The sequence below is a fragment of the Jannaschia faecimaris genome, from assembly GCF_900107415.1.
In the GTDB taxonomy this organism is placed as follows: Bacteria; Pseudomonadota; Alphaproteobacteria; order Rhodobacterales; family Rhodobacteraceae; genus Jannaschia; species Jannaschia faecimaris.
Map to the genome: position 1 here is coordinate 1 of NZ_FNPX01000013.1, position 23,168 is coordinate 23,168.

At 59.8% G+C, this 23,168-nt stretch carries 26 protein-coding genes, 1 pseudogene and 1 riboswitch; of the genes and pseudogenes, 12 read left to right on the forward strand and 15 right to left on the reverse strand.

Going from position 1 to position 23,168, the window contains the following annotated elements:
* The 7 genes and pseudogenes from BLV27_RS13190 to BLV27_RS13215 form a co-directional block, all read right to left on the reverse strand.
* Positions 1-781 (reverse strand): annotated as a pseudogene (locus BLV27_RS13190) (helix-turn-helix domain-containing protein); the annotation flags it as partial.
* 417 nt (positions 782-1,198) lie between these two features.
* Complete coding sequence (locus BLV27_RS13195) at positions 1,199-1,798, reverse strand: superoxide dismutase (RefSeq protein WP_092646748.1); 600 nt, start codon at positions 1,796-1,798, stop codon at positions 1,199-1,201.
* 57 nt (positions 1,799-1,855) lie between these two features.
* Complete coding sequence (locus BLV27_RS13200; protein WP_170831456.1) at positions 1,856-2,353, reverse strand: sarcosine oxidase subunit gamma; 498 nt, start codon at positions 2,351-2,353, stop codon at positions 1,856-1,858.
* The gene (locus BLV27_RS13205; RefSeq protein WP_092646752.1) at positions 2,346-5,324 is read right to left on the reverse strand and encodes a sarcosine oxidase subunit alpha family protein; all 2,979 of its coding nucleotides are present in this window, start codon (positions 5,322-5,324) and stop codon (positions 2,346-2,348) included. The genes BLV27_RS13200 and BLV27_RS13205 overlap by 8 nt, the downstream gene beginning before the upstream one ends.
* Positions 5,321-5,629 carry a sarcosine oxidase subunit delta gene (locus BLV27_RS13210; RefSeq protein ID WP_092646754.1) on the reverse strand — a complete coding sequence of 103 codons (309 nt, stop codon included), beginning with the start codon at positions 5,627-5,629 and terminating at the stop codon, positions 5,321-5,323. The genes BLV27_RS13205 and BLV27_RS13210 overlap by 4 nt, the downstream gene beginning before the upstream one ends.
* Positions 5,630-5,668: 39 nt before the next feature.
* Positions 5,669-5,818, reverse strand: a complete 150-nt coding sequence (locus BLV27_RS19395; protein ID WP_170831457.1) for a hypothetical protein — start codon at positions 5,816-5,818, stop codon at positions 5,669-5,671.
* A gap of 121 nt (positions 5,819-5,939) precedes the next feature.
* Positions 5,940-7,184, reverse strand: coding sequence for a sarcosine oxidase subunit beta family protein (locus BLV27_RS13215; protein ID WP_092646756.1), 1,245 nt, complete (start codon positions 7,182-7,184; stop codon positions 5,940-5,942).
* A 213-nt stretch (positions 7,185-7,397) separates the two neighbouring features.
* On the opposite strand from BLV27_RS13215, the gene ccmI reads away from it, so the two are divergent.
* Genes ccmI through BLV27_RS13230 form a run of 3 tightly spaced genes read left to right on the forward strand, consistent with a single transcriptional unit; the run spans position 7,398 to position 9,309 of the window.
* Positions 7,398-8,594: a c-type cytochrome biogenesis protein CcmI gene (gene ccmI, locus BLV27_RS13220; RefSeq protein WP_092646758.1), complete on the forward strand. Its 1,197-nt coding sequence runs from the start codon at positions 7,398-7,400 to the stop codon at positions 8,592-8,594.
* On the forward strand, positions 8,591-9,067 hold the full coding sequence (ruvX, locus tag BLV27_RS13225; RefSeq protein WP_092646760.1) for a Holliday junction resolvase RuvX: 477 nt from the start codon (positions 8,591-8,593) through the stop codon (positions 9,065-9,067). Before ccmI ends, ruvX begins: the two co-directional genes overlap by 4 nt.
* Positions 9,064-9,309 (forward strand): DUF1289 domain-containing protein, encoded by a 246-nt coding sequence (locus BLV27_RS13230; RefSeq protein WP_092646762.1) that lies wholly within the window; start codon positions 9,064-9,066, stop codon positions 9,307-9,309. Before ruvX ends, BLV27_RS13230 begins: the two co-directional genes overlap by 4 nt.
* 4 nt (positions 9,310-9,313) lie before the next feature.
* Here the strand turns inward: BLV27_RS13230 and BLV27_RS13235 are convergent, their stop codons facing one another.
* From BLV27_RS13235 to BLV27_RS13245, 3 genes are all read right to left on the reverse strand, one after another.
* Complete coding sequence (locus tag BLV27_RS13235) at positions 9,314-10,132, reverse strand: sulfite exporter TauE/SafE family protein (RefSeq protein ID WP_092646764.1); 819 nt, start codon at positions 10,130-10,132, stop codon at positions 9,314-9,316.
* A gap of 194 nt (positions 10,133-10,326) precedes the next feature.
* Entirely contained in the window at positions 10,327-11,316 is a 990-nt protein-coding gene (dusA, locus tag BLV27_RS13240; RefSeq protein ID WP_092646766.1) for a tRNA dihydrouridine(20/20a) synthase DusA, read from the reverse strand.
* Positions 11,317-11,663: 347 nt separating this feature from the next.
* The gene (locus tag BLV27_RS13245) at positions 11,664-12,590 is read right to left on the reverse strand and encodes a LysR family transcriptional regulator (protein ID WP_092646768.1); all 927 of its coding nucleotides are present in this window, start codon (positions 12,588-12,590) and stop codon (positions 11,664-11,666) included.
* An 89-nt stretch (positions 12,591-12,679) separates the two neighbouring features.
* Here BLV27_RS13245 and BLV27_RS13250 point away from each other — a divergent pair, with 89 nt between their 5' ends.
* Together BLV27_RS13250 and BLV27_RS13255 are read left to right on the forward strand one after the other, a co-directional pair.
* Positions 12,680-13,324, forward strand: a complete 645-nt coding sequence (locus BLV27_RS13250) for a class I SAM-dependent methyltransferase (protein ID WP_092646769.1) — start codon at positions 12,680-12,682, stop codon at positions 13,322-13,324.
* Positions 13,325-13,420: 96 nt separating this feature from the next.
* Positions 13,421-13,669 carry a hypothetical protein gene (locus tag BLV27_RS13255; protein ID WP_092646771.1) on the forward strand — a complete coding sequence of 83 codons (249 nt, stop codon included), beginning with the start codon at positions 13,421-13,423 and terminating at the stop codon, positions 13,667-13,669.
* A gap of 110 nt (positions 13,670-13,779) precedes the next feature.
* Here the strand turns inward: BLV27_RS13255 and BLV27_RS13260 are convergent, their stop codons facing one another.
* Together BLV27_RS13260 and BLV27_RS13265 are read right to left on the reverse strand one after the other, a co-directional pair.
* The gene (locus tag BLV27_RS13260; protein ID WP_092646773.1) at positions 13,780-14,760 is read right to left on the reverse strand and encodes a haloalkane dehalogenase; all 981 of its coding nucleotides are present in this window, start codon (positions 14,758-14,760) and stop codon (positions 13,780-13,782) included.
* Positions 14,761-14,823: 63 nt separating this feature from the next.
* Positions 14,824-15,120: a DUF1330 domain-containing protein gene (locus BLV27_RS13265; RefSeq protein ID WP_170831458.1), complete on the reverse strand. Its 297-nt coding sequence runs from the start codon at positions 15,118-15,120 to the stop codon at positions 14,824-14,826.
* A 104-nt stretch (positions 15,121-15,224) separates the two neighbouring features.
* Between BLV27_RS13265 and BLV27_RS13270 the strand changes: the two genes are divergently transcribed.
* On the forward strand, positions 15,225-15,830 hold the full coding sequence (locus BLV27_RS13270; protein ID WP_139176650.1) for a TetR/AcrR family transcriptional regulator: 606 nt from the start codon (positions 15,225-15,227) through the stop codon (positions 15,828-15,830).
* A 76-nt stretch (positions 15,831-15,906) separates the two neighbouring features.
* Here the strand turns inward: BLV27_RS13270 and BLV27_RS13275 are convergent, their stop codons facing one another.
* From BLV27_RS13275 to BLV27_RS13285, 3 genes are read right to left on the reverse strand one after another with little or no spacing between them, the layout of a single operon-like run.
* A complete protein-coding gene (locus BLV27_RS13275) occupies positions 15,907-16,383 on the reverse strand; it encodes a DUF6194 family protein (RefSeq protein ID WP_244504664.1) in 477 nt (158 codons plus the stop codon).
* Positions 16,349-17,050 carry a helix-turn-helix transcriptional regulator gene (locus BLV27_RS13280; protein WP_092646781.1) on the reverse strand — a complete coding sequence of 234 codons (702 nt, stop codon included), beginning with the start codon at positions 17,048-17,050 and terminating at the stop codon, positions 16,349-16,351. Before BLV27_RS13280 ends, BLV27_RS13275 begins: the two co-directional genes overlap by 35 nt.
* Before the next feature lie 6 nt (positions 17,051-17,056).
* The gene (locus BLV27_RS13285; RefSeq protein WP_092646783.1) at positions 17,057-17,362 is read right to left on the reverse strand and encodes an antibiotic biosynthesis monooxygenase family protein; all 306 of its coding nucleotides are present in this window, start codon (positions 17,360-17,362) and stop codon (positions 17,057-17,059) included.
* A gap of 418 nt (positions 17,363-17,780) precedes the next feature.
* Between BLV27_RS13285 and BLV27_RS13290 the strand changes: the two genes are divergently transcribed.
* The 6 genes from BLV27_RS13290 to BLV27_RS13315 all read left to right on the forward strand — a co-directional run bounded on the left by BLV27_RS13290 (position 17,781) and on the right by BLV27_RS13315 (position 23,023).
* Positions 17,781-18,215, forward strand: a complete 435-nt coding sequence (locus tag BLV27_RS13290; RefSeq protein WP_092646785.1) for a universal stress protein — start codon at positions 17,781-17,783, stop codon at positions 18,213-18,215.
* Positions 18,216-18,498: 283 nt separating this feature from the next.
* Positions 18,499-18,603, forward strand: a riboswitch (guanidine-I (ykkC/yxkD leader).
* A 76-nt stretch (positions 18,604-18,679) separates the two neighbouring features.
* Positions 18,680-19,726, forward strand: a complete 1,047-nt coding sequence (locus tag BLV27_RS13295) for a putative urea ABC transporter substrate-binding protein (protein WP_092646787.1) — start codon at positions 18,680-18,682, stop codon at positions 19,724-19,726.
* A 44-nt stretch (positions 19,727-19,770) separates the two neighbouring features.
* A complete protein-coding gene (locus BLV27_RS13300) occupies positions 19,771-20,583 on the forward strand; it encodes an ABC transporter permease (protein ID WP_092646789.1) in 813 nt (270 codons plus the stop codon).
* Entirely contained in the window at positions 20,580-21,347 is a 768-nt protein-coding gene (locus BLV27_RS13305; RefSeq protein WP_092646791.1) for an ABC transporter ATP-binding protein, read from the forward strand. Before BLV27_RS13300 ends, BLV27_RS13305 begins: the two co-directional genes overlap by 4 nt.
* Entirely contained in the window at positions 21,328-22,572 is a 1,245-nt protein-coding gene (locus tag BLV27_RS13310) for an agmatinase family protein (protein ID WP_092646793.1), read from the forward strand. The genes BLV27_RS13305 and BLV27_RS13310 overlap by 20 nt, the downstream gene beginning before the upstream one ends.
* A complete protein-coding gene (locus tag BLV27_RS13315; RefSeq protein WP_092646795.1) occupies positions 22,562-23,023 on the forward strand; it encodes a hypothetical protein in 462 nt (153 codons plus the stop codon). Before BLV27_RS13310 ends, BLV27_RS13315 begins: the two co-directional genes overlap by 11 nt.
* Positions 23,024-23,168: the final 145 nt, after the last annotated feature.

The following is a 23,168-nucleotide window of genomic DNA, read 5'->3' on the forward strand; positions in this document are numbered from 1 at the left end:
AACTACGTAGGCCGGGCTGGTGATCAGGTCGTAGGACTTGAGAATGCGATAGGCTGAAGCCTCGGACACAAAATACTTTTCCGTTCCGGTGAAGCACACGGCCAACTCCCGCGGCGACAGATCGCTTTCCTTCAGTGCGAGGTCCTTGACCTTCTCGCGCACCGGTTCGGGGATACGGTTCCAGACCCGGGACGGCTTGGGGATTTGATCCTCAAGCGCCTCGGGGCCGCCCGCCAGATATCGGTCATATCCCATTGCCCGGCAGGCGATTTGCATAGCAAATCTGCCGAGAGGGGGCGATAGAAGGTGGTCTTCGGAATGCCGAGCCTGTCCAGCGTGCGCTTTGTCGGCAGGTGCGACCCTTCGACGAGGCGGATGATCTCCAGTTTCTCGGATGCAGGATACCTCATTCTTGGTCGCCCCCATCTCCGAGCATGCTTTTTTTGAGCAGCCGCAGTTCAAGGGCCTGTTCAGCCACGAACTCCTTTAGATCGCGGGCTTCACGGCGTAGATCCTTGACCTCGCCTGAAGTCGCAGCGCGCGCCGTGTCGCCCGCCAGGCGCTTCCTTCCAGCTTCGAGGAACTCCTTGGACCAACTGTAATACAGGCTCTGGGCAATGCCCTCGCGGCGGCACAACTCGGCGATGCTGCCCTCGCCCTTCAGGCCGTCCAGAACGATCCTGATCTTCTCCTCCGCCGAATACTGCTTTCGCGTCGCGCGGCGAATGTCTTTGACGACCTTCTCGCCGTGGCTCTGCTTGGTTCCGGCTTTCTGTCTCATCTCCACTCCTCGGTGGTTACGATGAGCCAGAAACCCTCCCTTATCAAATCGACCTAAACTGTCCCATTGGCGCTGACGTCAGACACATTGTTGCGGCGTCCTCACGGAACCTTTTCCGTCACCGCCTGACCTTGCATATATCGTCCGTACCGCTCGAAAGGCGCGCAACGCGACAGTTATGGCCCTGGTCAAGATCGTAGCCGGCGAATCCGAGTGGCCTTCTGAGAAGGCTTACCGGGAAGCCAGCTAATTGATTTAGCCGGTTTAGACAAAGGCAGCTACTGAGCGCTCGAGGGCCTTGGTCTATGAACGGCAGCTGCGTCCCGTACTGTGGACAAACACGGCTTGCGAACACCCCCTAGAAAAAAAGGGGGCCAGATGGCCCCCTCTTCAAATATCAATCATTTGGGTTCTGCCTTACATGCGCGACGCGACATTCTCCCAATTCACCAAGTTCTTCAGAAAGTTATCAAGATAAGCTGGGCGTTTGTTGCGGTAGTCGATGTAGTAGGAATGCTCCCACACATCACAGCCCAGCAAAGCTGTCTGGCCAAAGCAGACCGGGTTTACGCCGTTTTCGGTCTTCGTGACCTTAAGGCCGCCATCACTGTCCTTCACCAACCATGCCCAGCCCGAGCCAAACTGACCGGCACCTGCGGCGGCGAAGGCCTCGTGAAATTTATCAACCGAGCCGAAGCTCTCGACTAGTGCGGCCTCCAACTCCCCCGGCATCTTGCTCTCGCCCGGACCCATCATTTCCCAGAACTGGTTATGGTTCCACAACTGGCTAATGTTGTTGAATATTCCAGATTGCGCCACCGAACCGGAATCATACGTACCGGTAATGATGTCTTCCAGAGACTTGCCTTCCCACTCGGTACCGGCGATCAGCTTGTTGCCGTTGTCGACGTAGGCCTTGTGATGCAGGTCGTGGTGATACTCCAACGTCTCCTTTGACATGCCTTTGGCGGCGAGTGCGTCGTGGGCATAAGGAAGATCGGGAAGATCGAAAGCCATTAGTCATCTCCTGTTGATTGCGTCTTGGTGGCACATGTCGGGCCAATTCGGCTCGGGTCAACCCCTAGCAAGCTTAGCATTTTCCAACAGGTCGCGCGCGTACTCGGCAACGGATCGAAAACAGATCAGGTGAAATCCGTCAGAATGCCGCCAGATCGCCGCTGGAATCTGGGCCATCCGCGTCCGTCGAACTTCGGTCGCGCCAAGCCGGACAAAATCCACGGGCATAAGCGCAGCCAGAAGGTCTTCGCACCCGAAACCTTTTATATCATATACTTGCCGGGCGTCGCTAACAATCGAGACGGTCGCAAAATCATTTGAAAGCTCCGCGTCAATGCGTCTAGCAATATCCTGCGCCGCCTTGTAGCCGCAGACAACCAATAGTTCGTCGGGCGACATCCACATTGACGTAATGTCGCCCGAGCGGGTCGACATCCGTCGTGCGGGCGCATCGCACCCCGTCACCATTTCGACGGCACAGTTCAATTTGTCGATATCACCCCGCAGTGTGATCATGCCCATGGGCGGCAAGGCGGCAATCGAAATGTCAGACATTTGCCTTCTCGCCCTCCGCATCAAAAAATACCGGGGACACGATCTTCGCATCGACCGGATCCTTACCAATGCGGGTAAACTGGATCACATCGCCCATCCGATCCGGGCCACGCTCCACCAATCCCATGGCAATGCCACGCCCCAATGTGGGGGAAATATAGGTCGATGTAACGCGTCCTTGGACATGCGTTTGACCGTTGTCATTTATCCCCTGCCCGATCGCATAGGCCCCATCCTCAAGCGCAGATCCGTCGAGCGTTTCCAACCCGACCAATTTCCAGCGATCCGGCTTCTGGAATTCCGCCCTCTGCTGGCCGCGCTTGCCGAGGAAATCGTCCTTCTTTCTTGAGATCGCCCAGTCGAGGCCGAGGTCTTGCGGAATGACCGTCCCGTCAGTCTCGTCGCCGATCATGATAAAGCCCTTTTCCGCCCGCATTATATGCAGGGCTTCGGTGCCATAAGGAGTTACATTGAATTCGGCTCCCGCTTCCATCACCGCCTCCCACAGAGCCAAGCCCTGTGCCGATGCAACAGCGAGTTCGTAGGACAGTTCACCAGAAAAGCTGATCCGATACGCCCGGACATCGAAATCCCCTAATCGTCCGTCAGCCCAGGCCATGAACGGCAGTGTCTCAGATGAGACATCCATACCGCCCAGCTTTTCAATTACCTTGCGTGCATTGGGTCCGACGACGGCGATCTGCGCGAACTGTTCCGTGAGGTTGACGGTGTGGACCTGCCAGTCCCACCATTCGCATTGCAGCCAATCCTCCATCCATGCGTGGATCCGATCCGCCCCGCCGGTCGTTGTGTGGCATAGCCACGACTGATCATCGATCCGGGCAACCACGCCATCATCGATCAGAAACCCGTTTTCGTCGCACATCAGACCATAGCGACACCGTCCGGGCTTTAGGGTCGACATCGTGTTCGTATACATCATGTCGAGGAAACGCCCGGCATCAGGACCGCGCACAAGTATCTTTCCCAATGTCGATGCATCAATTATACCAAGGCTTTGCCTGGTGTTCTTCACCTCTCTGGCGACTGCCTGTTCATGTGTTTCTCCCGGCTTGGGGAAGCAATACGCCCGCCGCCAATAACCGACCGGTTCCCAATATACACCACGCGCTTCGGCCCATTCATGCGTGGGTGTCTTCCGCAAAGGCTGGAAAGTTGGGCCTCGGGCTTCGCCCGCCAGGGCCCCAATAGTCGTCGGTGTGTAGGGCGGACGAAATGTCGTAGTGCCGACCTGAGGAATTGTGCTGTCCAACCGATCAGCCAGAACCGCAAGTCCGTTGATATTGCTCAATTTACCTTGGTCTGTCGCCATTCCCAGCGTGGTATAGCGCTTGGCGTGCTCGACGCTTTCAAAACCTTCCTGCGCAGCCAGTCGGATGTCCGACACCTTCACGTCGTTCTGGAAGTCCAGCCACATCTTCGCGCGCAATTTGGGCCCAGCTCCTTCCGGCATGATCCAGACCGGCAGGATCGCGTCCTCTTCGGGGCTGGAACAGTCGATGGCATCCGCACCGGCAACCTCGATTGCATCCTCGATCACCTCGGCAAGCGTCAATGCGCCCGACGCCGCACCCGCTGTGATCACAAAACCCCTGCCGTCGGCACCTTTCGGCGGATTATCTTCGTCCGGGCGGAACATCGCGCGGGCTTCGTCCCACCAAAGCTTGCCACCGCAATGTGACCAAAGATGCACCACCGGTGACCAACCGCCAGACATCGCGACGGCGTCGCAGCGGATTTCCTGCATCACGGCACCTTCACCCGCCTGCAAGCATATGGATACAGCCGTAACGCGATCATCGCCGTGAACGCGCGAAACCGCGCGACCGACATGAACATTGACCCCCATCGCTCTGACTTCGTTGACGATCAAGCTGTTCGGATTGGGTCGTGCGTCGACAACTGCCGCTACCCGGAGCCCTTGGGCGATCAAGACCTTGGCAGTCCGATAGGCGTCATCGTTGTTCGTGACGATAACTGTGCGTTCGCCAATCGACACACCATGGTTCACCACAAAGTCGCGCATCGCCGAGGCCAGAACAACGCCGGGGATGTCGTTGCCTGCAAATGACAAGGGGCGCTCGATGGCACCGGTGGCCGTGATCACACGCCCGGCGCGCAGACGCCAGACGCGCTCTCTCGGTCCCGTCTTGTCCGATTTAAAACCGGTCAGGTCCTGCGTGCAGAGAACATATCCATGGTCGTAGACGCCAGAGCCTTCGCAATGATTCACAAGCTTAACGTTATTAGCATTTTCAAGTATTTCAACGGCGTTTTTCACCCATTCCGCAGCAGGCTGTCCATTAATGACGCCACCATCGACCATCGCGCGACCGCCGAAATGGCCCTTCTGCTCGACGAGCATCACCCGCTCATCGGTCCGCCTCATCGCACCCAATGCCGCGATTAGGCCGGCGATCCCACCGCCGACAACAAGTGTGTCGCAGAAGTCGTAGCGAAATTCGTAACGATCAGCGTCCGCCTCGGTCGGGGCCGCGCCAAGCCCGGCGGCCTTGCGGATTACGGGTTCGAAGACGTGCTTCCAGAACGGCTGCGGAGCCATAAAGGTCTTGTAGTAGAAGCCGGCGGGCAAGAACCGCGCACCCAGATCATTCACGCGACCCACGTCGAAGGCCAGCGAAGGCCAGGCGTTCTGGCTGCGCGCAACCATCCCGTCCCACAAGGATTGCACGGTCGCGCGTTGGTTCGGCTCGGAACGTCCTCCCTCACCGATTTGCATCAGGGCATTTGGTTCCTCCGGACCGGAGCCGACGACAGAGCGGGGCCGGTGATATTTGAAGCTGCGCCCCATGACCAACTGGCCGTTCGCAAGCAAGGCCGAGGCCAGCGTATCACCGGAGTAACCGCGCATCGGCTTGCCATCGAAGGTGAATTCCAAAGGCTTGGAGCGATCGATTAACTGACCACCGGTTTTCAAGCGACGGCTCATTGGGAGCGTCCTTCCGCAATGTGCGCCAGGATATCGGCTGGGGGTTCTGTCGTCTGAGCGGAATAGGTCCCGAAAACCTGTAGCGTTGCCGTATCGCGCGCGGCCAGAAACCATTTGCCGCAGCCATAGGCATGACGCCAGCGTTCAAAATGGACGCCCTTCACATTGTCGCGCAGGAATAGGTACTCTTCAAAGTCGCCGTCTGAAGCCCCCGGACCTGAGCGTTTCAGATGCGCCTCGCCGCCGGGCGAAAGCTCGGTCTCTTCGACCTGCAGGCCGCAGTTCGGACATGTCAGCAACAGCATCGTGCACCCGCGATACTGTCGGGGCTACCCGTTGTCCGTTCAGTCGATCCGTACGCTTGGCGCGCCGCCGACCGCAAAATCGAGTGAGCCCCCAAGAAGGACGAACACAGCGATACCGATAGCGACGACGGTCCCGCCAAGCAGGAAGTTGATCCCGCGCGGAAGGCGACGGTAAGATTGATAAGCCATGGCAGGTGGCCTCTCGTTGCACCAATTAACTGAATCCAGTGTACACCATCGGCGAACATCCGCCTAGTCCTCGATTGGCGCGTCATGGGAAACCGTAAGTGTGCGGATTGGATACAAAGCATCAGTGCGCCACCCCCGCCGCGACGGATTCGTCGATGAACCGTCCCTCGCGAAACCGCTCCATCCCGAAGGCGGCGGTCAGCGGTGAATGCCCCTTGGCGATCAGCTCTGCCATGCCCCAGCCCGATCCGGGGATGGCCTTGAATCCGCCGGTGCCCCAGCCGCAGTTGACGAACATGCCCTCGACCGGCGTCTTCGACATGATTGGAGACCGGTCGCCCGTCACGTCCACGATACCACCCCACTGACGCAGCATCTTAAGCCGAGAAATCATCGGGAATGTTTCGACGAGGGCGCGCAGCGTCTCCTCGATGTGATGGAAGCTGCCGCGTTGCGTGTAGTTGTTGTATCCGTCGGTTCCACCGCCGATGACCATCTCACCCTTGTCCGACTGGCTCATATAGCCGTGAACTGTGTTTGCCATTACGACCACATCCATGCAGGGCTTGATCGGCTCGGAGACCAGCGCCTGTAGCGCCACCGACTCCAGCGGCAGACGGAAGCCCGCCATCTTTGCCAGCACGCCCGAGTGCCCTGCGACCACGACCCCAAGCTTGTCGCAAGCAATGTCGCCTTGCGTGGTCTGCACGCCGGTGACCTTGCGACCGTCCCGCACGATGCCGGTCACTTCGCATTTCTGGATGATATCCATCCCCATGTCGGTGCACGCGCGGGCATAGCCCCAGGCGACGGCATCGTGGCGTGCCGTCCCGCCGCGCGCCTGCCACAGACCACCGAGGACCGGATAGCGTGGTCCTTCGATATTCATGATCGGACAAAGTTCCTTGACCCGCTGCGGATCGATCCATTCGGTTGTGACACCTTGCAGCGAATTGGCATGGGCCGTCCGCTTGTAGCCCCGGACCTCGTGATGGGTTTGGGCCAGCATGATCACTCCACGCGGACTGAACATTATATTGTAGTTCAAATCCTGGCTCAGGCCTTCATAGAGGTTGCGACTTTTTTCATAGATCGCCGCGGACGGGTCCTGAAGGTAGTTCGACCGGATGATCGTCGTGTTGCGGCCGGTGTTTCCCCCACCCAGCCAGCCTTTTTCGAGGATCGCCACATTGGTTATTCCGAAATTCTTGCCAAGGTAGTACGCCGTCGCAAGCCCGTGGCCGCCTGCGCCGACGATTATCACGTCGTAGCGCTTCTGCGCCGGGCGTTTGGCCCAGGTCCTGCCCCAGCCTTCGTGGTTTCTCATGGCCTCGCGCGCGATGGCGAAGGCGGAAAAGCGTCGCATTCGGGTTCAGACTCCCCATCATCCGTTGTCCTTGGTGTGCAATGTCTCGGCGGTCGTCAATGGCGGTGCAGCGGCACCTTCTTGAACCTTTGCGACATCCCCCTGCGACATGGCGCGCACCTGCGCCCATTCGTCCGCTCACGATGATGCCAACGGGGGTTCAGTCGGCCCGCTTTCATCGCTAGATGAAGGGCAAATTTACTTGGTGGATAAATGCTGTTCTGGATCGTCGCGGGCCTTCTTCTGGCTCTGAGTGTGGTATTCGTGGCCGGTGCGTTGCGCATCAGGTCCGATGATGCGCGTCCGGATGTCGCAGTCTACCGGGATCAACTGAAGGAACTGGACCGGGATCGTGCCCGCGGGACTTTGTCGTCGGAGGAGGCCGAGGCTGCCCGCGCCGAAGTCGCACGGCGCCTGCTGGCGGCGGATCAGCAGACGGCCCGTATCAGCCACGGTTCGGGCAACAAGTATATCGGGCTTGCCCTGATCGCCGTGCCCGTCATCGGAATCTCACTCTGGACATATCTCGCGCTGGGCGCGCCCGGCTATCCCGATCTCCCACTGCAAGGCCGGATCGCGCAAATCGAGGCAAATCGCGCCGACCGACCCGACCAGGCCACCGCCGAGGCGGCCGTGCCCGATATGATTGACGACAGCCGCGACGACATCATCGAGATGTCAGCGAAGCTTAAGGAGGTCCTGCTGGAACGGCCGGACGATCTGCAGGGGTGGCAGCTGGCGGTGCAGACGCAGTCTGGCCTCAACGATATGGAATCCGCTTGGCGGTCGCAGAACCGGGTGCTTGCGATCATGGGCGACGAGGCCCGTGGTGCCGATTTCGCCTTGCTGGCCGAGCTGATGATCCTTGCTGCCGACGGCTATGTCAGTCCGCAGGCCGAGACAGCCCTGGCCGAAGCCGTGCGCCGTGACCCGCGCAATGGCACCGCGCGCTACTATGCGGGCGCAATGTATGCGCAAGGCGGACGACCTGACCGGGCGTTCACGATCTGGCGGTCCCTGATCGCCGACAGTACGCCCGACGCCCCGTGGCTGGCCCCGATATACGCGCAGATCGAGCGCGTGTCGGTTCTGGCCGGCGATCCGACCCCGATCGACGAGCTGCCGCAACCACTGGGACCATCGTCGGACGATATCGCAGCCAGTCAGGACCTGACCCCCGAACAGCGGGTCGAGATGATCGGAAACATGGTTCAGGGCTTATCCGAACGCCTTGCCACTGAGGGCGGAAGCGCGGCCGACTGGGCTCGGCTCATCACGTCCTATGGCGTGTTGGGGCGAACTGATGATGCTTTCGCCATCTACGAGGAGGCGAAGACGGTTTTCGCGTCCGACCCAGATGCGCTGGACACGCTCGCCCGTGCAGCGGACCGCGCCGGCGTGAACCCATGATCCACGAAACCATCGAAGATTTCGCCGCCTCCATCCCAGGTATGGGGGCGCTGATGGGCTTGGACCTTGGCACCAAGACCTGCGGCGTTGCCGTCAGCGACACGTTCCGCAGCGTTTCCACCCCACTGGAGACCGTGCGCCGGACCAAGTTCACCGCCGATGCAGAAGCGCTGGAGGTCATTCTTGCCAAACGTGCGGTCGTCGGCCTTATTCTCGGGTTGCCGCTGAACATGGATGGGAGCGAGGGGCCTCGCGCGCAATCGACCCGCGCCTTTGCACGCAATCTGTCCCGGCGCATTGACACGCCCATCACCTATTGGGACGAACGCCTATCGACGGTTGCCGCCGAACGCGCGCTGCTGGAGGCGGATACGTCACGAAAGCGTCGCGCGGAGGTGATCGATCATGTCGCCGCAGGATATATCTTGCAGGGCGCGCTGGATCGCCTGCGCCATCTTGGAGTGAGCCCGTGACGAACGACCCGACCTCCGACCGTATCTGGTCGCGCGCTGAAATCGAAAGCCCGTGCGTGAAACTCTGTGTGGTGCACCCGGAGACCCGGCTTTGCGCCGGATGCCACCGCTCCATAGACGAGATTACCGCTTGGTCGCGCATGGCCCCGGAGGATCGCCGGGCGGTTATGGATCAACTGGCGGATCGTGCGGGATTGGCCAAGGGCCGACGCGGGGGGCGTACCGCTCGGCTGAAGCGGTAGTCCGTCAGAATATTGCCTTGCGCAGCATGTTCAGCGCGACGAGGAACAGAAAGAACGCGAACGCCCGCTTTAGCGGGGCCGGGTTCATCGAATGCGCCAGTTTCACGCCCAACGGTGCAGTCAGCATGGTCATCGCAATGACAATCAGAAAAGCCGGGCCGTTGACCAGCCCAACCGTAAAGGGCGGCAATCCATCGCCCGCTGGCAGCACCAGGAAGAGAATGACGGCAGGGACTGCAATCAACATTCCGAAACCGGCCGCTGTAGCGACGGCGCGGTGGATCGGCACCCCGTGCAGCGTCATCAGCGGCACGCCGAAGCTGCCCCCACCGATGCCCATCAGGACCGAAGCAAAGCCCACGGCGGGTGAGTAGATGAAGCGCTTCCAGCCTGTCGGCATAACCTCTGCAAGGCGCCAGTTCGGCTTGGAGAAGGTCATATAGACCGCCACAATGAGGGCCAGCACGGCGAAAATCGCCGTCAGCGTTTGAGAGCGAAGCTGCGTCGCGACAAGCGAGCCGACCAAGGCACCGATCACGATACCCAGCCCCCAGCCTTTCAGAATCGCAAGCTCGACCGCGCCCTTGGCGTGGTGCGCTCGGACCGATCGCCAACTAGTCACCACGATCGTCGCCAGCGACGTGGCGACGCAAACCTGCATGATGCTGCCGCTTTCATAGCCCAGGATCTGGAACACGTAGTAGAACGCAGGCACCAGAACGATGCCGCCGCCGACCCCCAGAAGTCCGGCCAACACGCCCGCGAAAGCGCCGACGACCAGAAGGAAAGCAATGAGCGGAAGAAGCGTGGCAAAATCGGGCATCGGGGCCTCCGGTTGTATTAGGACGCCCATACAAGCCCCCCTACCGCGCGACCAGTGTCGATCGCGCATTCTGAGATTCTAAACTGGATGTCGTGGGGCGGTATCGACGCTGAACACCGTCCTATTGGGAGGGCCGGAGATGTCTCGACGTTGGCAAGTGCCGGGGGCAACGCCGCCGGTTGAGTTTCGCTGCCTCAGGCCGCCGCTGTAACCACGTGGTCTAACGCTGCATGCAGGACGTCGGCCCCTGCCCCGGGCTTTGCCGCGCCTTCGGACAGAGTGCGCCGCCAGCCACGAGCCCCCGGCAAGCCGCCAAAAAGCCCCAGCATATGTCGCGTCACCTGGTTCAGCTTGCCACCGTCGGCCAGATGCGCCTTGATGTGCGGCACCATGGCCATGGCCGCTGCCACGCGATCCGCTTGCGGACACGGCTGGCCAAAGACCCGGCTATCGGCGGAAAGCAGGACATTGCCCGGATCGTGGTACGCCGCGCGCCCGATCATCACGCCATCTACATGTTTCAACTGCTCAACGGCTTCATCCAGTGTCGCGATCCCGCCATTAATCGAAATGTGCAATTCGGGAAAACGGGCCTTCATCGCATGGACCAACGAGTAGTCGAGCGGCGGAATATCTCGGTTTTCCTTTGGGGACAGTCCTTGCAACCACGCCTTGCGGGCATGGATCTGCACACGGCGCACACCGGCATCGCCCATCCGCGCCAACAGGTCGGGAAGCACCTGTTCCGCCTCCTGCTCGTCCACACCGATGCGGGACTTCATGGTGACCGGAACCGAACCCGCCGCGTCAGCCATCGCACGCAGGCAATCCGCCACCAACACCGGTGTTTCCATAAGGATCGCGCCGAATGACCCCGACTGAACCCGGTCCGAAGGGCATCCGACGTTCAGATTGACTTCCGCGTAGCCTCGGTCGACGCCCATCCGCGTGGCCTCGGCCAATTCAGCTGGGTCACTTCCACCCAATTGCAGGGCGACCGGATGTTCTCTGGTGTCGAAGTCCAACAGATGCCTGGCCCCTCCCCTGATCAAAGCGGCCGCGGTGACCATCTCGGTGTAAAGCAACACTTGTCGCGACAAGACACGATGGAACGCACGGCAATGCCGGTCGGTCCAGTCCATCATGGGTGCAACGGATAGCCTAGCGTGTTGAGTTTTCAGCATTATAATTTATCTTCAGTCGCTTGTGGGTCAATTTATTACGCAGCAATAAGCCCGAAGCCCCCCATTTTCCCTCATTTTTCGACGACTCATTTCACAGACAGAACGTATGTTACCCAGTATATAAGCAAGCTTTCTTCCGATGAATACCGGGTCCAGTTCAAACGACGTTTCGGGCCGTCGCCTGGTCGGCTGAAACGCCCGTTCTTCTCGGTTGGAGAAACCCCCGATCGACCGCACGATTTGGCGCTTAGATGCCGGGGACTTGAGTTCAGGCATCGACCATGCGCCCGCACCGACAGCCTCTCTTGTTTAGACGGCCCCGCCCCCACGCGAAACCATCGACAGAGTCAGCCTTGGATAGATGACCCCGACGACACCGCCGAGACTTTCTCGGCCAGACCCCGCGCGAGAAGATCGAATACCAGCCGAATCCGACGGTTTGTCTTCAATTCTCTATGTGTGACGAGCCAGATCGGGAACTGCACCGAGGGAAAGTCAGGAAACACTTTCTCCACGCCCGGCGCGGCCTCACCCAGAACCTCGGGTTGCATGGCAATGCCGTAGCCGAATTTCACCAGCTCCCAAGCAACAACGCCACTGTCCGTTGACATGACGAAACTCTCGGGGCGGACGGGGATCCCCATGTCGGCATATGTCGCGACCAGATGCTCGGGATTGGTGCCGCCAACGAACGCATGATCGGCAAGGTCGAGCGGCGTTCGCGGTCGGCCAGCCCGATCAAGATAGCTGGTTGCCGCGTAGAGGTTCGCGCGGAAGTCGCCGATATGTCGCGCGATGAGGTCCGGCTGATCGGGGCGGACATGTCTGATGGCGATATCCGCCTCACGCTTCGCAAGATTGCGAAGATCGCTCGAACATACGAGGTGCACGCGCACCCCCGGTGCCGTTTTCCGCAACGGTGCGAGTAATTCGGGCAGGATCGCAGCCGACGCCAGATCGGTCGCGGTGACGAAGACGTCTCCCGTCACAGACTGCGACTTGCCATCGGCCACCATCGAGATCAGCGTCGCCGCTTCGGCCATTGCCTTGACATGATCTAACAAGTCACTGCCCGACTCGGTAATGTCCAACCCCCTGACGCTGCGCTCGAAGAGCGTTACGCCAAGTATTTCTTCGAGCGCCGAAATCTGCCGGCCGATCGTTGGCTGCGTCGAATTCAATGCCCTTGCGGCACCGCTGAACGATCCTTCCTCGGCGGTGGCAAGAAATGCCCGCACATGGTTCCAATCAAAGGATATTGCCGGCCAGTTCATGCGTTGGCGTATAGCAGTTGGACGAAATTCCACAATAGACCTTCCGTTTGCGTATGCCGACATAGGCTGCGACAGAAGAAAGGCCCACTATGCTAAGCTCACCCACTTCTCGCCCATCGATAAGGTTTTGGGACCGAGTTGCGCCGAAATACGCCCGGAAACCCATCTCTGACCCTGTCGCCTATGAGAAATCCCTGTCTGCGGTCGCCGCGCTTTTGAGAACAAGTGATCTGGTTCTGGAGATCGGCTGCGGCACCGGCACAACGGCGTTGCGATTGGCACCCAGGGTCGCACATTATACGGCAACCGACGGCGCGCGTGGCATGGTCGAGATCGCGCAGGCCAAGCTTGGGCCCGATGCACCGGCCAACGTCACGTTTAAACACGCCGACGCGTTGGAAATGCCCGAGGCGACCAAATTCGAAGCCATCTGTGCCTTCAGCCTTCTCCATGTCGTGCGAGATGTGTCCGAAGTGCTGGAACGTTCCTACCGGCAATTGAAGCCCGGCGGTATCTTCATCTCGAAAACGGTCTGCCTGAAACACCTGAACCCACCGATGCGCGTGATGGTGCGCATTCTCAGCGCAATCGGTATCGCCCCAAGACTTACGTTCCTGAGTCGTGATGAGCTTGTCGCGCTTCTGGGCGCAGCGGGCTTCACGGTTGAGCGGAGCACATACTTCGATGCCAAGCGGATGAGCCCGTTTATCGTCGCGCGCCGTCCGGCCAATTGATGCCAAGGCATACGGTCGAATGGATGTGCACACGCGACTATAGCCCAACAAGAACGACCGCCGCTTGAGAAAACTCGAAGCGAATACCCTCTCAACGTGCAGTTTCGCGACATTCATCAACTGGCTAGGAAATCATATCTCGAAACGCTGCTCGCCAATGAAGTTTCCGAGACGCTGCTCCTCATTGTCGTCGTCGTCGTCATCGAAATTCCGATTGCCATGGTGCTGCTTTCGCTGCTGCTCACACGCAAGGTCCCGCGTCCCCTGACGCTCATCCCCGCCGCAGTCACCGCGTTGGGGATGGTTTCGGTCCCGCCCACTGACATGGACAACATGGCAAGATAGGTGGCCGGTGTTCCATGGAGGCAAATGCGCCGGCACCCCGGCCTGGGCCGTCACTCGGGACAGCCCGGCGACCCAGCGAAAGGGCGCGCCGTTGGCGCGCCCCGGGCCTGTCAATTTCGGCGAAGCCAGTCCGAAATCGCGCGACCAATAGCGACTGGTTGATCTTCCTGAATGAAGTGAAGCCCCTGACCGACGAAGGCTGTTTCAAGGTCATCAATCAGGCCCGTGTAGAAGGGCACCGCCTGTGGCGGTACAAGAGCGCCCGGCTCGGCATAGGCCAACAGAACCGGCATCTCGGTCTCACCCATGAAGGTGCCGATGTCATTGAGAAGTTGCACGCTGGACGTCGGCTCACCACCGATAGGCACTTCGCGGGGCCACATCCAAGTCGGCAGACGGCTTTCGACGGTTTCATACGGCGCACGATATTCCGCGGCGGCGGCGTCGCCCAGCGGACGGTTGACCATCATCGGCAAGATACCTTCGACGAACATGTTATCCTCCATGATCATCTGGCGGCCTTGCTCGGGGTCGCGCATGTCTCGGAACATGTCCCCCATCTCCTCCCCCATCGCTTCATAGCTGGCCTGGGGGAACGCGGGTGGCAGGAGGCCCTCCATAAAGGCCAGGCGGACAACCATGTCCGGATGGCGACGGGCGAAATCCCATGCCAGTGCCGCCCCCCAGTCGTGACCGACCAATGTGATTTCGGTCAGGCCCAACGCATCGACGAAGGCGTCGAGGTGCCGCGCATGATCCTGAAAGGTATAGTCGAGATCGGGCTTGCCTGAGTGCCCCATTCCGATCAGGTCGGGCGCAATCGCACGATGTGTCGCGCTGACAAACGGGATTACATTCCGCCAAAGATACGCCGACGTGGGATTGCCGTGCAAGAAGACAACGGGATCGCCCTTCCCCTCCTCCAGATAGGACATGGTCGTTTCAAGCACGGGGATCTCTTGGCGCGCGATGGTCAACTCTTCCGACACCGTGACAGCGGGCAATCGGGGTCCGGATTCTTGCGCGTGAACGGCATTGAACGACACTGCGAGGAGCGCTGCGAGGGCGGATGGTCTCAGGAAATTGGACATAATCTCTCCAGTCCGGGGCGATATCGCGTACCGGTTATGTTGGGTTTTCAGGTTTGGAAGGGATCAGGCGGCAGGAGCCTGATACGAGACGAACTGCATTTCGCCGGCTTCATCCCGCAGGCGCGCATGTTGTTGGTAATCGGGGGAGTTGAACCATGCGTTCAATGCGTCAAGATCGGGGAACTGCACCACGCTCGTCATGTGCTGTTTCGCCTCGTCGCCGATCAACGTCGCCGAGGATGCGCCGCGCAGCACAAGCTTGCCACCGTGCGCGGCGATCGTCGGGCCGGTTGCCGCCGCATACTCTTGCATCTTGGTTGGGTCGTTCACTTTGATACGGGATACGAAAAAGGCTGTCACTGCTGGTTCTCCTTGACCTGATCTAAGTTGTACATCTATGTATAAAACTGACTCAGACATATTGTCCATAGGTGTACATAATAAGTTTGTGAAGGAGTGCCGAATTGGGGAGACCGTCAAGTTTTCACCGCGGAGCGGCAATCGAGACCGCGATGCAGGAGTTCTGGAGCAACGGCTACGAGGCGACGTCCGTCAAGGCGATCTCGGAGACGCTCGGCATAACGCGGTCAAGTTTCTATAACGCCTTCGGGTCCCGCGAAGACCTGTTCAAGGAGGCATTGGCCGTGTACTTCGTGCAATCGCCCGATGCGGCCTTGAATGAGGTCCTTCCGGACACCCGTATTCTTGAACTGCTGACCTGGACATTTCGGGCCGTTTGCGCGGCCCGCGCCAGCAATCGAAAGGGTCGCGGATGCCTTGTGATCAATAGCCTGACCGAGCTGGGCGGCACGCATGAGGAACTTGGCGCGATGATCACGAACGCTGTTCTAGGAGGTGCGGCCCGATTTGAAAAATTGCTGAAGATCGCGGTCGAGAGCGGTGAACTGGACGCCGAGACGGACGTGCACGCCAAGGCATTGGCGCTGCAAAACCTTTTGATAGGACTGAACGCCTTTGCCACAGCCCTGCACGACGAAGAGGAGCTTTGGTTGACGGCAAAAACCACCCTTGAAGCATTAGGCCTCTACGACGGCGTTCAGGACGCGTGACTTTGATGCCATCCAATTCGTCGTGGCCAAAGGTCGAAAGTGGGCGGTCGATTTGAACCGCCCGTAATCGCTACGTTCACTCTCGGTCCAGGCTTTTCAAACGCCTTTCAAAGGTGATCTGCGCTCTGGAATGTGCGTCGGCCAATAGCGTCTGACACTTGACCCAAGTACCCGCCGTCGGACTCAGGACCGCTATCCATGACATCCATCTGTAAATCGGATGCGGTGTAATACGATCCAATGCGGTAAAGTCCCAAGGCCCCTCTACGACGCCGCCCTTGCCGGGACGCGGCGGTGGCGGGCCAAAGTGGGAAAGATAGCACTTCTTGCTGACACCGATATTGAGCCGCCAGACGCCAGGACGATTCAATGCAGAGGCGTTATCGTTTTGGCTATCTCTTTCTTTGATGGTTGCGAAGTAGGTCCCCGACTTTAACTGCAAGCCGGGATTGTAGAAATATGACGTCTCGCCCCAAGCGGGCTTGGGCACGACATCGCTCAACGTCGTGACGAGATATTCATGAACGGACTCGATCCCGTTCCATTTGGTCATCAACATGTTTTAAATAGTCCTCAATAGTCTTACCCGGCTCGGGTTCAAAATGCTTGCCTGTCGTCTCAACGGTCAGCATCCGGTCAATGCGGAAAGCTCGGAAACCACCGCGCAACTCGCACCACGCCGAGCAGGTCCAAACGCGTCCCCAGTAGTCCGCTTGCAACGGACGGATGACCCGCTCGCTGCTCTGCTCGGTCAGTGAACGATACGCGATACGCAGTTTCATCCGATCCCGAATGGCACGACGCAAAAGGGGCATATGCTTGAAGCCCTCTTGCGCACATTCGAAAGCGTAGACACCAAACCCCCAAGATTTTGGCGCGCGGCGTCGGTTTGAGGCATGATCGCCGACCTTGCCCAGCAAGGAGCGCGCAGCGGACTGCAATTCCTCGTCGGCCGCCTCCTGCACAATCGCCATTCCAAGGCTGAGCGCCTCCAGTTCGATCAGTGAAAGCGCCATGGGCGGCAGGAATACCGGTTCACGCAGGATGTAACCGACGCCGCGCTCACCATCTATCGGGACACCGCTTGCAGCGAGCGTGTCGATGTCGCGGTAGATTGTCCGCAAAGACACCTCCAACGCGTCAGCGATATCGCGGGCCAAGTGGAGCCGTCCGTCCCGGACGATCTCCACAATTTCCGCAAGCCGCTCACTGCGTCGCATGGCGCATCAGTTGACCGAGATTTCCAGCTCGGAGTGGCTCATCTTGACGGACGAGCCGTCGATCGCGCTCAGACATTCCGCATTGCCGGGATCCGTCCCCAGACCAGCCGCAGCAGCCTTGGCCGCATCCATGTCAGTCCATTCGATATGCTCGATCCAAGTGCCATCCTCTTCGCAGGACAGCCTGCGCGCGATGAAGCCCGCACAGCCGGTAACATAGGCGCTCATTGACTGGGCCGCCTGCGCGAAGTCTTCACGCGTGACGCCCTCGTTCAGCTTGAACATTACGGTTTCAATGATGTGTTTCGGCATTGGATGCTCCTGAACCCTTGTTAGATGATTTGGGCTAACTAGGCCACGCCAACTGACAAGATGTGTCAGTTGAAACGAGCCCCGCATCCTCAATCGAACAGCAGGCGGGTATTTTTTCGACGAGGCGCACCGTCCCCATGCCTCCGCCCGCATGAGCTGTCCCAAATCCGACGTTCAATCACAGTCCGTCTTTGACGCCCTCAGTGCTCCTGATCTGATGCCGGAGACGGGCCCGCTGAGCTTTAAGGGCTGCCACGAATTTCGATTGCGGCAGGGCCCACTTCTGTCGGCTACAATAGATCCAAGGGTAAAATCCGCTGCAACACACCCGACACCACAAATTATGAATTGATTTCAATCAAGGATTTACTGCCAATGGCGGTCGCATAGTCTGCTCACACACAAGGAGTATACTGTCATGTTCAAGAAAATCCTGGTTTCTTTCGACGGATCGGATCACGCAGACCATGCGCTGCGTGTAGCTGCGGATCTTGCGCAGAAGTATCAGGCGAAACTGGAAATCGCGCATGTGCCAGAGGTCGAGACAACCGCGATCGCGATGGGCGCTGGCGCTGTGGAAATCCGTGTGCATGACGATGAAACAAAAAAGCGATCTCAAGAAACGCTCGCGCGGGCTGCCAGCATCGCTAAGGAAGCTGGTTGCGACTCCGCGTCTGCGCAGGCTCTTCAAGGCAGCCCGGCCGAGGCCATTCTGGCTCATGCAGAGAAGACGGGCACCGATCTGATCGTGGCCGGACGCCGCGGCCTTGGAACATTGCAGGGCTTGCTGATGGGAAGTGTTTCACAAAAGCTGACGACCCACGCGCATTGCCCCGTGTTGACAGTCCACTAGTGCACACCAGCGACAGTTTTACTTCTCATTGGCCCTTCCGAACAAATCTCGCTCCGAAGTCATCTCATGGCTTTGGGGCGGCGGCTATGAACAGCCCCGGTTGCCGTCAAGACGGGCCGTTAAATCCTATTACCGGGCGCGCGGATAACGTCGTCGATGTCGCCATGCTCTCAACTATAGGCAGCTTCGTTCTGTTTGCGTAAAAAACAGGCACTCCGCGGCTTTTTCATCCCTCACGATCAGAATGTTTTTGTACTGCGGTGCCAGAGTCCGGTTAATCAAGATGCAGGATGTCTAGGGTTCCGCCTCATTGCAGGGTCTGGTCCAAGAGATATCACCGCTCGGCGAAAGACCGTGCGGTACACGGCGGGGCAAAATCCCGGGAGGCTACTGCGCAGGTTTGGCCCGCGCTCCGTTTCTGCCCTGACGCGGTCATTCCATTCTTGAACTGATGGGGACCGAAAATGAAAAATCTCACGACACTGACCGCGATGGCCCTGTGCCTTGCTTCCACCGCCCACGCGCAAGAGAAGACCGACTTCCGGGTTGCTTGGTCGATCTACGTCGGCTGGATGCCATGGGGCTATCTTGAAGACAGTGGCATCATGGACAAATGGGCCGACAAGTACGGCATCGACGTCGAGATCGTGCAGATCAACGATTACATCGAGTCGATAAACCAATACACCGCCGGTGCATTTGACGGGGTGTCGGCCACGAACATGGACACGCTCTCGATCCCGTCTGGCGGCGGCGTGGACACCACGGCCCTCATCGTTGGGGATTATTCCAACGGCAACGATGCCGTTATCCTAAAGGGCGAAGGCGATCTGACCAGCCTGGCAGGTAAGCCGGTGAACCTGGTCGAACTGTCGGTCTCGCATTATCTGCTGGCACGCGGTCTGGACAGCGTGGGGCTCGCAGAATCCGATCTCGACGGCGTGATAAACACGTCCGACGCGGATATGATCGCGGCCTTTGCAACCGACGACGTGGAAGCGGTCGTGACTTGGAACCCGCTGGTCTCTGCGATCATGGAAGGTCCATCGGCCAACATGCTGTTCGACAGCTCCGACATCCCGGGCGAGATCATTGACCTGATGGTCGTCAATACCGAAACGCTGGCCGCAAACCCAGACTTTGGCAAGGCGATGGTCGGGGCCTGGTACGAGGTTATGGGCCTGATGGCGTCGGGCGATGAAGACGTGCTGACGGCCATGGCCGAAGCCTCGGGCACTGATCTGGCGGGATACCAGGCGCAGTTGGCCTCGACCGAGATGTTCTTTGACCCGGCCGCCGCCGTAAGCTTTACCGAAGGTACCGAATTGCCGGTAACCATGACCAGCGTGGCGGAGTTCCTGTTCGACAAGGGGATCCTGGGCGAAGGCGCGCCCTCGGCCGACTTCGTAGGCGTGGAATACCCCGATGGCACCGTCACGGGCGACGCCGGCAACGTCATGTTCCGTTATGACACGACCTATATGCAGATGGCCGCCGACGGCGCGCTGTGAACTAGGGGAGAGGCCTGCCCCGGGATCGGGACGGGCCGCCTGTCATGCGATTGATAAACATAAAGCCCGGCCGCCTTTTGGGCGTCGCCCTGATGCTTTTGCCATTCGTTGCAATCTTCGTGGCTTACGCCGTCGGGTCGGACATCCGGCTGACCGCAAATCCGGCAGACAAGCTGTTACCAGCCCCTCAAAAAGTCTGGGGGACGGCCATCCGCCTGATGACCGAAGCTGATCGGCGCAGCGGCGACATCCTGTTCTGGCAAGACACATGGGCCAGCCTGCAACGTCTTGCGCTTGGTATCGGGATATCCGCACTTGTCGGGTTGGTCTTCGGGCTGGCTATCGGACTGCTGCCAATGGCGCGCAGCCTGTTGGAGCAATTTGTTGCCGTGATCTCGATGATCCCGCCGCTGGCACTTCTCCCGATCCTGTTCATCGTTTTCGGGCTGGGGGAGTTGTCGAAAGTCGTCCTGATCGTGGTGGGCACCCTGCCCTTCCTGATCCGCGACCTGTCCCAACGCGTGCTGGAAGTTCCGCAGGAACTGATCGTGAAAGCACAGACCCTGGGCGCGTCCAGCTGGGTCATCGCCATGCGCGTGGCCCTGCCGCAGTTGATGCCGCGTCTTATACAGGCGGTGCGCCTGTCGCTGGGTCCGGCCTGGCTGTTCCTGATCGCGGCCGAAGCCATCGCGGCTGACGCGGGGCTTGGCTATCGCATCTTCCTCGTGCGTCGCTATCTGGCGATGGATGTCATCCTGACTTATGTAATCTGGATAACAATATTAGCCTTCATCATGGACCGCCTGCTGCGCCACCTGTCACGCCGTGCCTTTCCTTGGGCGGAGGACGGGATGTGAGCTTTGTCACCGTCGCGAACCTGTTCCAGAGTTATGACCGCCGACCGATCCTGGAGCGCGTGAACGTATCGGTCGCAGAAGGGGAGTTCATCTCCATCGTGGGGGCCTCCGGCTGCGGGAAATCCACCTTCCTGCGCCTGCTCTTAGCGCAGGAGGAGCCCACCCGCGGCACCATTAGCATCGCCGGTGCCCCGCCGGCGCGCGAGCCAGGACTAGATCGCGGCATCGTTTTTCAGCGTTATTCCGTTTTTCCACACATGACCGTTCGCGAGAATATCGTTGCTGGCGAAAGCCTGCGCCGGGGATGGGGCCGCTTCTGGGGGGCAGAGCGTCGCGCGGCATTGACCCGTGCGGACGAAACGCTGGCCCGCGTCGGACTGGATCACGTGGCGGGTCAGTACCCCGCCACCCTCTCGGGCGGGATGCAGCAGCGGCTGGCGATCGCCCAGGCCTTGATGGCACGGCCCAAGGTGCTGTTGCTGGACGAACCTTTCGGCGCGTTGGATCCAGGCACACGGCTTTCAATGCATGCGTTCTTGACCGATCTGCGGGCCGAGACCGGCATGACGGTGTTTATGGTCACCCATGACCTTGAGGAGGCGTTCAAACTGGGCGACCGCGTGCTGGTTTTCGACAAGACCCGCTGGGACCCGCAGGATCCAAGCCTGAACGGGGCAACCATCACCTATGACTTCGATGCTCGCAATGGCGGCATCCCATTCCAGACACTTCAGGAGGAACTCGATGATCTTCAACCCGCGTGACCGCAGCCGGTCCCACAACCCGCAGGACATGGGTGTCGATACCCGCCGCCACCACCACCCCGACCTGAGCCAGTTGCGCGGCTGGAAGGCCATGCAGGCCGAGGCCGACATCCCCGGAAGCGGTTGGGAGCAGGAGAAGAAATGGGCCCTGCGCATGGGCCTGACGGGGGCCGACAGCATCGAGGACAAGTCGATCCCCACCTTCGCACGCGGCGAGCTGCCGCATTACGCGGGCATCAACACTTTCCTCAAGGCTCCTTACGCCGAAGACGTGACCGAGGTGGGCGACTACGATGCCACCGTACTGGGCGTTCCGTTTGACGGGGGCACGACCTACCGCGCGGGCACGCGCTTCGGGCCGCAGGGCGTGCGCAAGATCAGCGCGCTCTACACGCCCTACAACTACGAGATGGCGGTCGATCTGCGCGAGCAGATGACGCTGTGTGACGCGGGCGATGTCTTCACCATCCCCGCGAATATCGAGAAAACCTTCGATCAAGTCAGTCGCGCGGTCAGCCACGTCGCCTCATCGGGTTCCCTGCCGATCATGATCGGTGGCGATCACTCCATCGGCTTTCCCTGCGTGCGCGGTATCGCGCAATGCACGTCGAAAAAAATCGGGATCATTCACTTCGACCGCCACGCCGACATTCAGGAAAAGGACCTGGACGAGCGGATGCACACGACGCCGTGGTTCCACTCGACCAATCTTCCGAATGTTCCGGCCAAGAACCTTGTCCAGATCGGCATCGGCGGCTGGCAGGTGCCCCGCGACGCGGTGAAGGTCGCGCGCGACCGCGAGACGAACATCATCACCATGGGCGACATGGAGAAGATGGGTATCGACCGCACCGCCGAGATGGCGCTGGAAATGGCGTGGGACGGGGTCGACATGGTCTACCTTTCGTTCGACATCGACAGCATCGACTGCGGCTTCGTGCCGGGAACCGGCTGGCCCGAACCGGGCGGTTTCCTGCCGCGCGAAGCGTTGGGCCTTGTATCCCGCGTGGCCGCCGAAGGCATCTGCGGCATGGAACTTGTCGAAGTCGCACCGCCCTATGACCAGTCGGAGATTACGGCGCTGATGGGAACGCGCGTCATCGTGGACGTACTGGGAAGCCTTGTCGCATCGGGTAAAATGGGCGCGCACAAGCGGCACATGGACAAGCCCGTGACCATTCCCCACGGCGAATTCGAAGGAAAGCGGTGGTCCAATGCCACATGATCACAGTCACGACCACGGGCACCGGCACACACACGACCACGGGCACATCGGCCATAACCATTCCCATGGCGATGCCGATCATCTGCACAGCCACATGCACGAAGCGGACGACGCCGCCGAACTTCAGGTCCTGACCGAGCAGTTCATCGAAGGCTTTGTCTCAGCCAAGGACAAAATGTCCTACCTGCGCATCGCCGGCGTGCCGCTTGAAATATCAGCGCCCGGTGGCGGGCCGTCGATGAAACTGGTGGATGTGAAGCTCACGACGGAATGGCAGGTCGGCACGGCCTCGCCTTCCTTCGGGTCGCGCGAACTCAGCTATCTGCCCTATCCCGGTGAAATGGTGACGGAGCGGACGAACATGGGCCTTGTCTATGTCTCGCTGGACGCGAAACAGGTCACCGACCTGCGCTCGTTCCTGCAAAGTCACCCCGCCTCGCAAAGGGACTGACGCAAGTCGTCTGCGCAGACCTCCCGCCGTACATGGGTCCTGAACCATTGCGGCGGGCAGGACATCGCCATCCCGGTATGCGCGGCAAGGCCTCAATGACCTTGTCGGCGTGTACCAGCTTCCGGCAAGCGGCGCGGCGACTGCA

What these genes read in the sequence shown, in the direction of transcription:
- BLV27_RS13205 (WP_092646752.1), bottom strand. Translation starts at nt 5,324, where the DNA reads ATGAGCCGTCGCTTGAAAACCGGTGGTCAGTTAATCGATCGCTCCAAG.
- BLV27_RS13290 (WP_092646785.1), top strand. Translation starts at nt 17,781, where the DNA reads ATGTTCAAGAAAATCCTGGTTTCTTTCGACGGATCGGATCACGCAGAC.
- BLV27_RS13310 (WP_092646793.1), top strand. Translation starts at nt 21,328, where the DNA reads ATGATCTTCAACCCGCGTGACCGCAGCCGGTCCCACAACCCGCAGGAC.
- BLV27_RS13200 (WP_170831456.1), bottom strand. Translation starts at nt 2,353, where the DNA reads ATGTCTGACATTTCGATTGCCGCCTTGCCGCCCATGGGCATGATCACA.
- BLV27_RS13210 (WP_092646754.1), bottom strand. Translation starts at nt 5,629, where the DNA reads ATGCTGTTGCTGACATGTCCGAACTGCGGCCTGCAGGTCGAAGAGACC.
- BLV27_RS13260 (WP_092646773.1), bottom strand. Translation starts at nt 14,760, where the DNA reads ATGTCCAATTTCCTGAGACCATCCGCCCTCGCAGCGCTCCTCGCAGTG.
- BLV27_RS13300 (WP_092646789.1), top strand. Translation starts at nt 19,771, where the DNA reads ATGCGATTGATAAACATAAAGCCCGGCCGCCTTTTGGGCGTCGCCCTG.
- BLV27_RS13215 (WP_092646756.1), bottom strand. Translation starts at nt 7,184, where the DNA reads ATGCGACGCTTTTCCGCCTTCGCCATCGCGCGCGAGGCCATGAGAAAC.
- BLV27_RS13250 (WP_092646769.1), top strand. Translation starts at nt 12,680, where the DNA reads ATGCTAAGCTCACCCACTTCTCGCCCATCGATAAGGTTTTGGGACCGA.
- BLV27_RS13285 (WP_092646783.1), bottom strand. Translation starts at nt 17,362, where the DNA reads ATGCCGAAACACATCATTGAAACCGTAATGTTCAAGCTGAACGAGGGC.
- BLV27_RS13235 (WP_092646764.1), bottom strand. Translation starts at nt 10,132, where the DNA reads ATGCCCGATTTTGCCACGCTTCTTCCGCTCATTGCTTTCCTTCTGGTC.
- BLV27_RS13245 (WP_092646768.1), bottom strand. Translation starts at nt 12,590, where the DNA reads ATGAACTGGCCGGCAATATCCTTTGATTGGAACCATGTGCGGGCATTT.
- dusA (WP_092646766.1), bottom strand. Translation starts at nt 11,316, where the DNA reads ATGCTGAAAACTCAACACGCTAGGCTATCCGTTGCACCCATGATGGAC.
- BLV27_RS19395 (WP_170831457.1), bottom strand. Translation starts at nt 5,818, where the DNA reads ATGGCTTATCAATCTTACCGTCGCCTTCCGCGCGGGATCAACTTCCTG.
- BLV27_RS13195 (WP_092646748.1), bottom strand. Translation starts at nt 1,798, where the DNA reads ATGGCTTTCGATCTTCCCGATCTTCCTTATGCCCACGACGCACTCGCC.
- BLV27_RS13280 (WP_092646781.1), bottom strand. Translation starts at nt 17,050, where the DNA reads ATGCGACGCAGTGAGCGGCTTGCGGAAATTGTGGAGATCGTCCGGGAC.
- ccmI (WP_092646758.1), top strand. Translation starts at nt 7,398, where the DNA reads ATGCTGTTCTGGATCGTCGCGGGCCTTCTTCTGGCTCTGAGTGTGGTA.
- BLV27_RS13275 (WP_244504664.1), bottom strand. Translation starts at nt 16,383, where the DNA reads ATGACCAAATGGAACGGGATCGAGTCCGTTCATGAATATCTCGTCACG.
- BLV27_RS13315 (WP_092646795.1), top strand. Translation starts at nt 22,562, where the DNA reads ATGCCACATGATCACAGTCACGACCACGGGCACCGGCACACACACGAC.
- BLV27_RS13295 (WP_092646787.1), top strand. Translation starts at nt 18,680, where the DNA reads ATGAAAAATCTCACGACACTGACCGCGATGGCCCTGTGCCTTGCTTCC.
- ruvX (WP_092646760.1), top strand. Translation starts at nt 8,591, where the DNA reads ATGATCCACGAAACCATCGAAGATTTCGCCGCCTCCATCCCAGGTATG.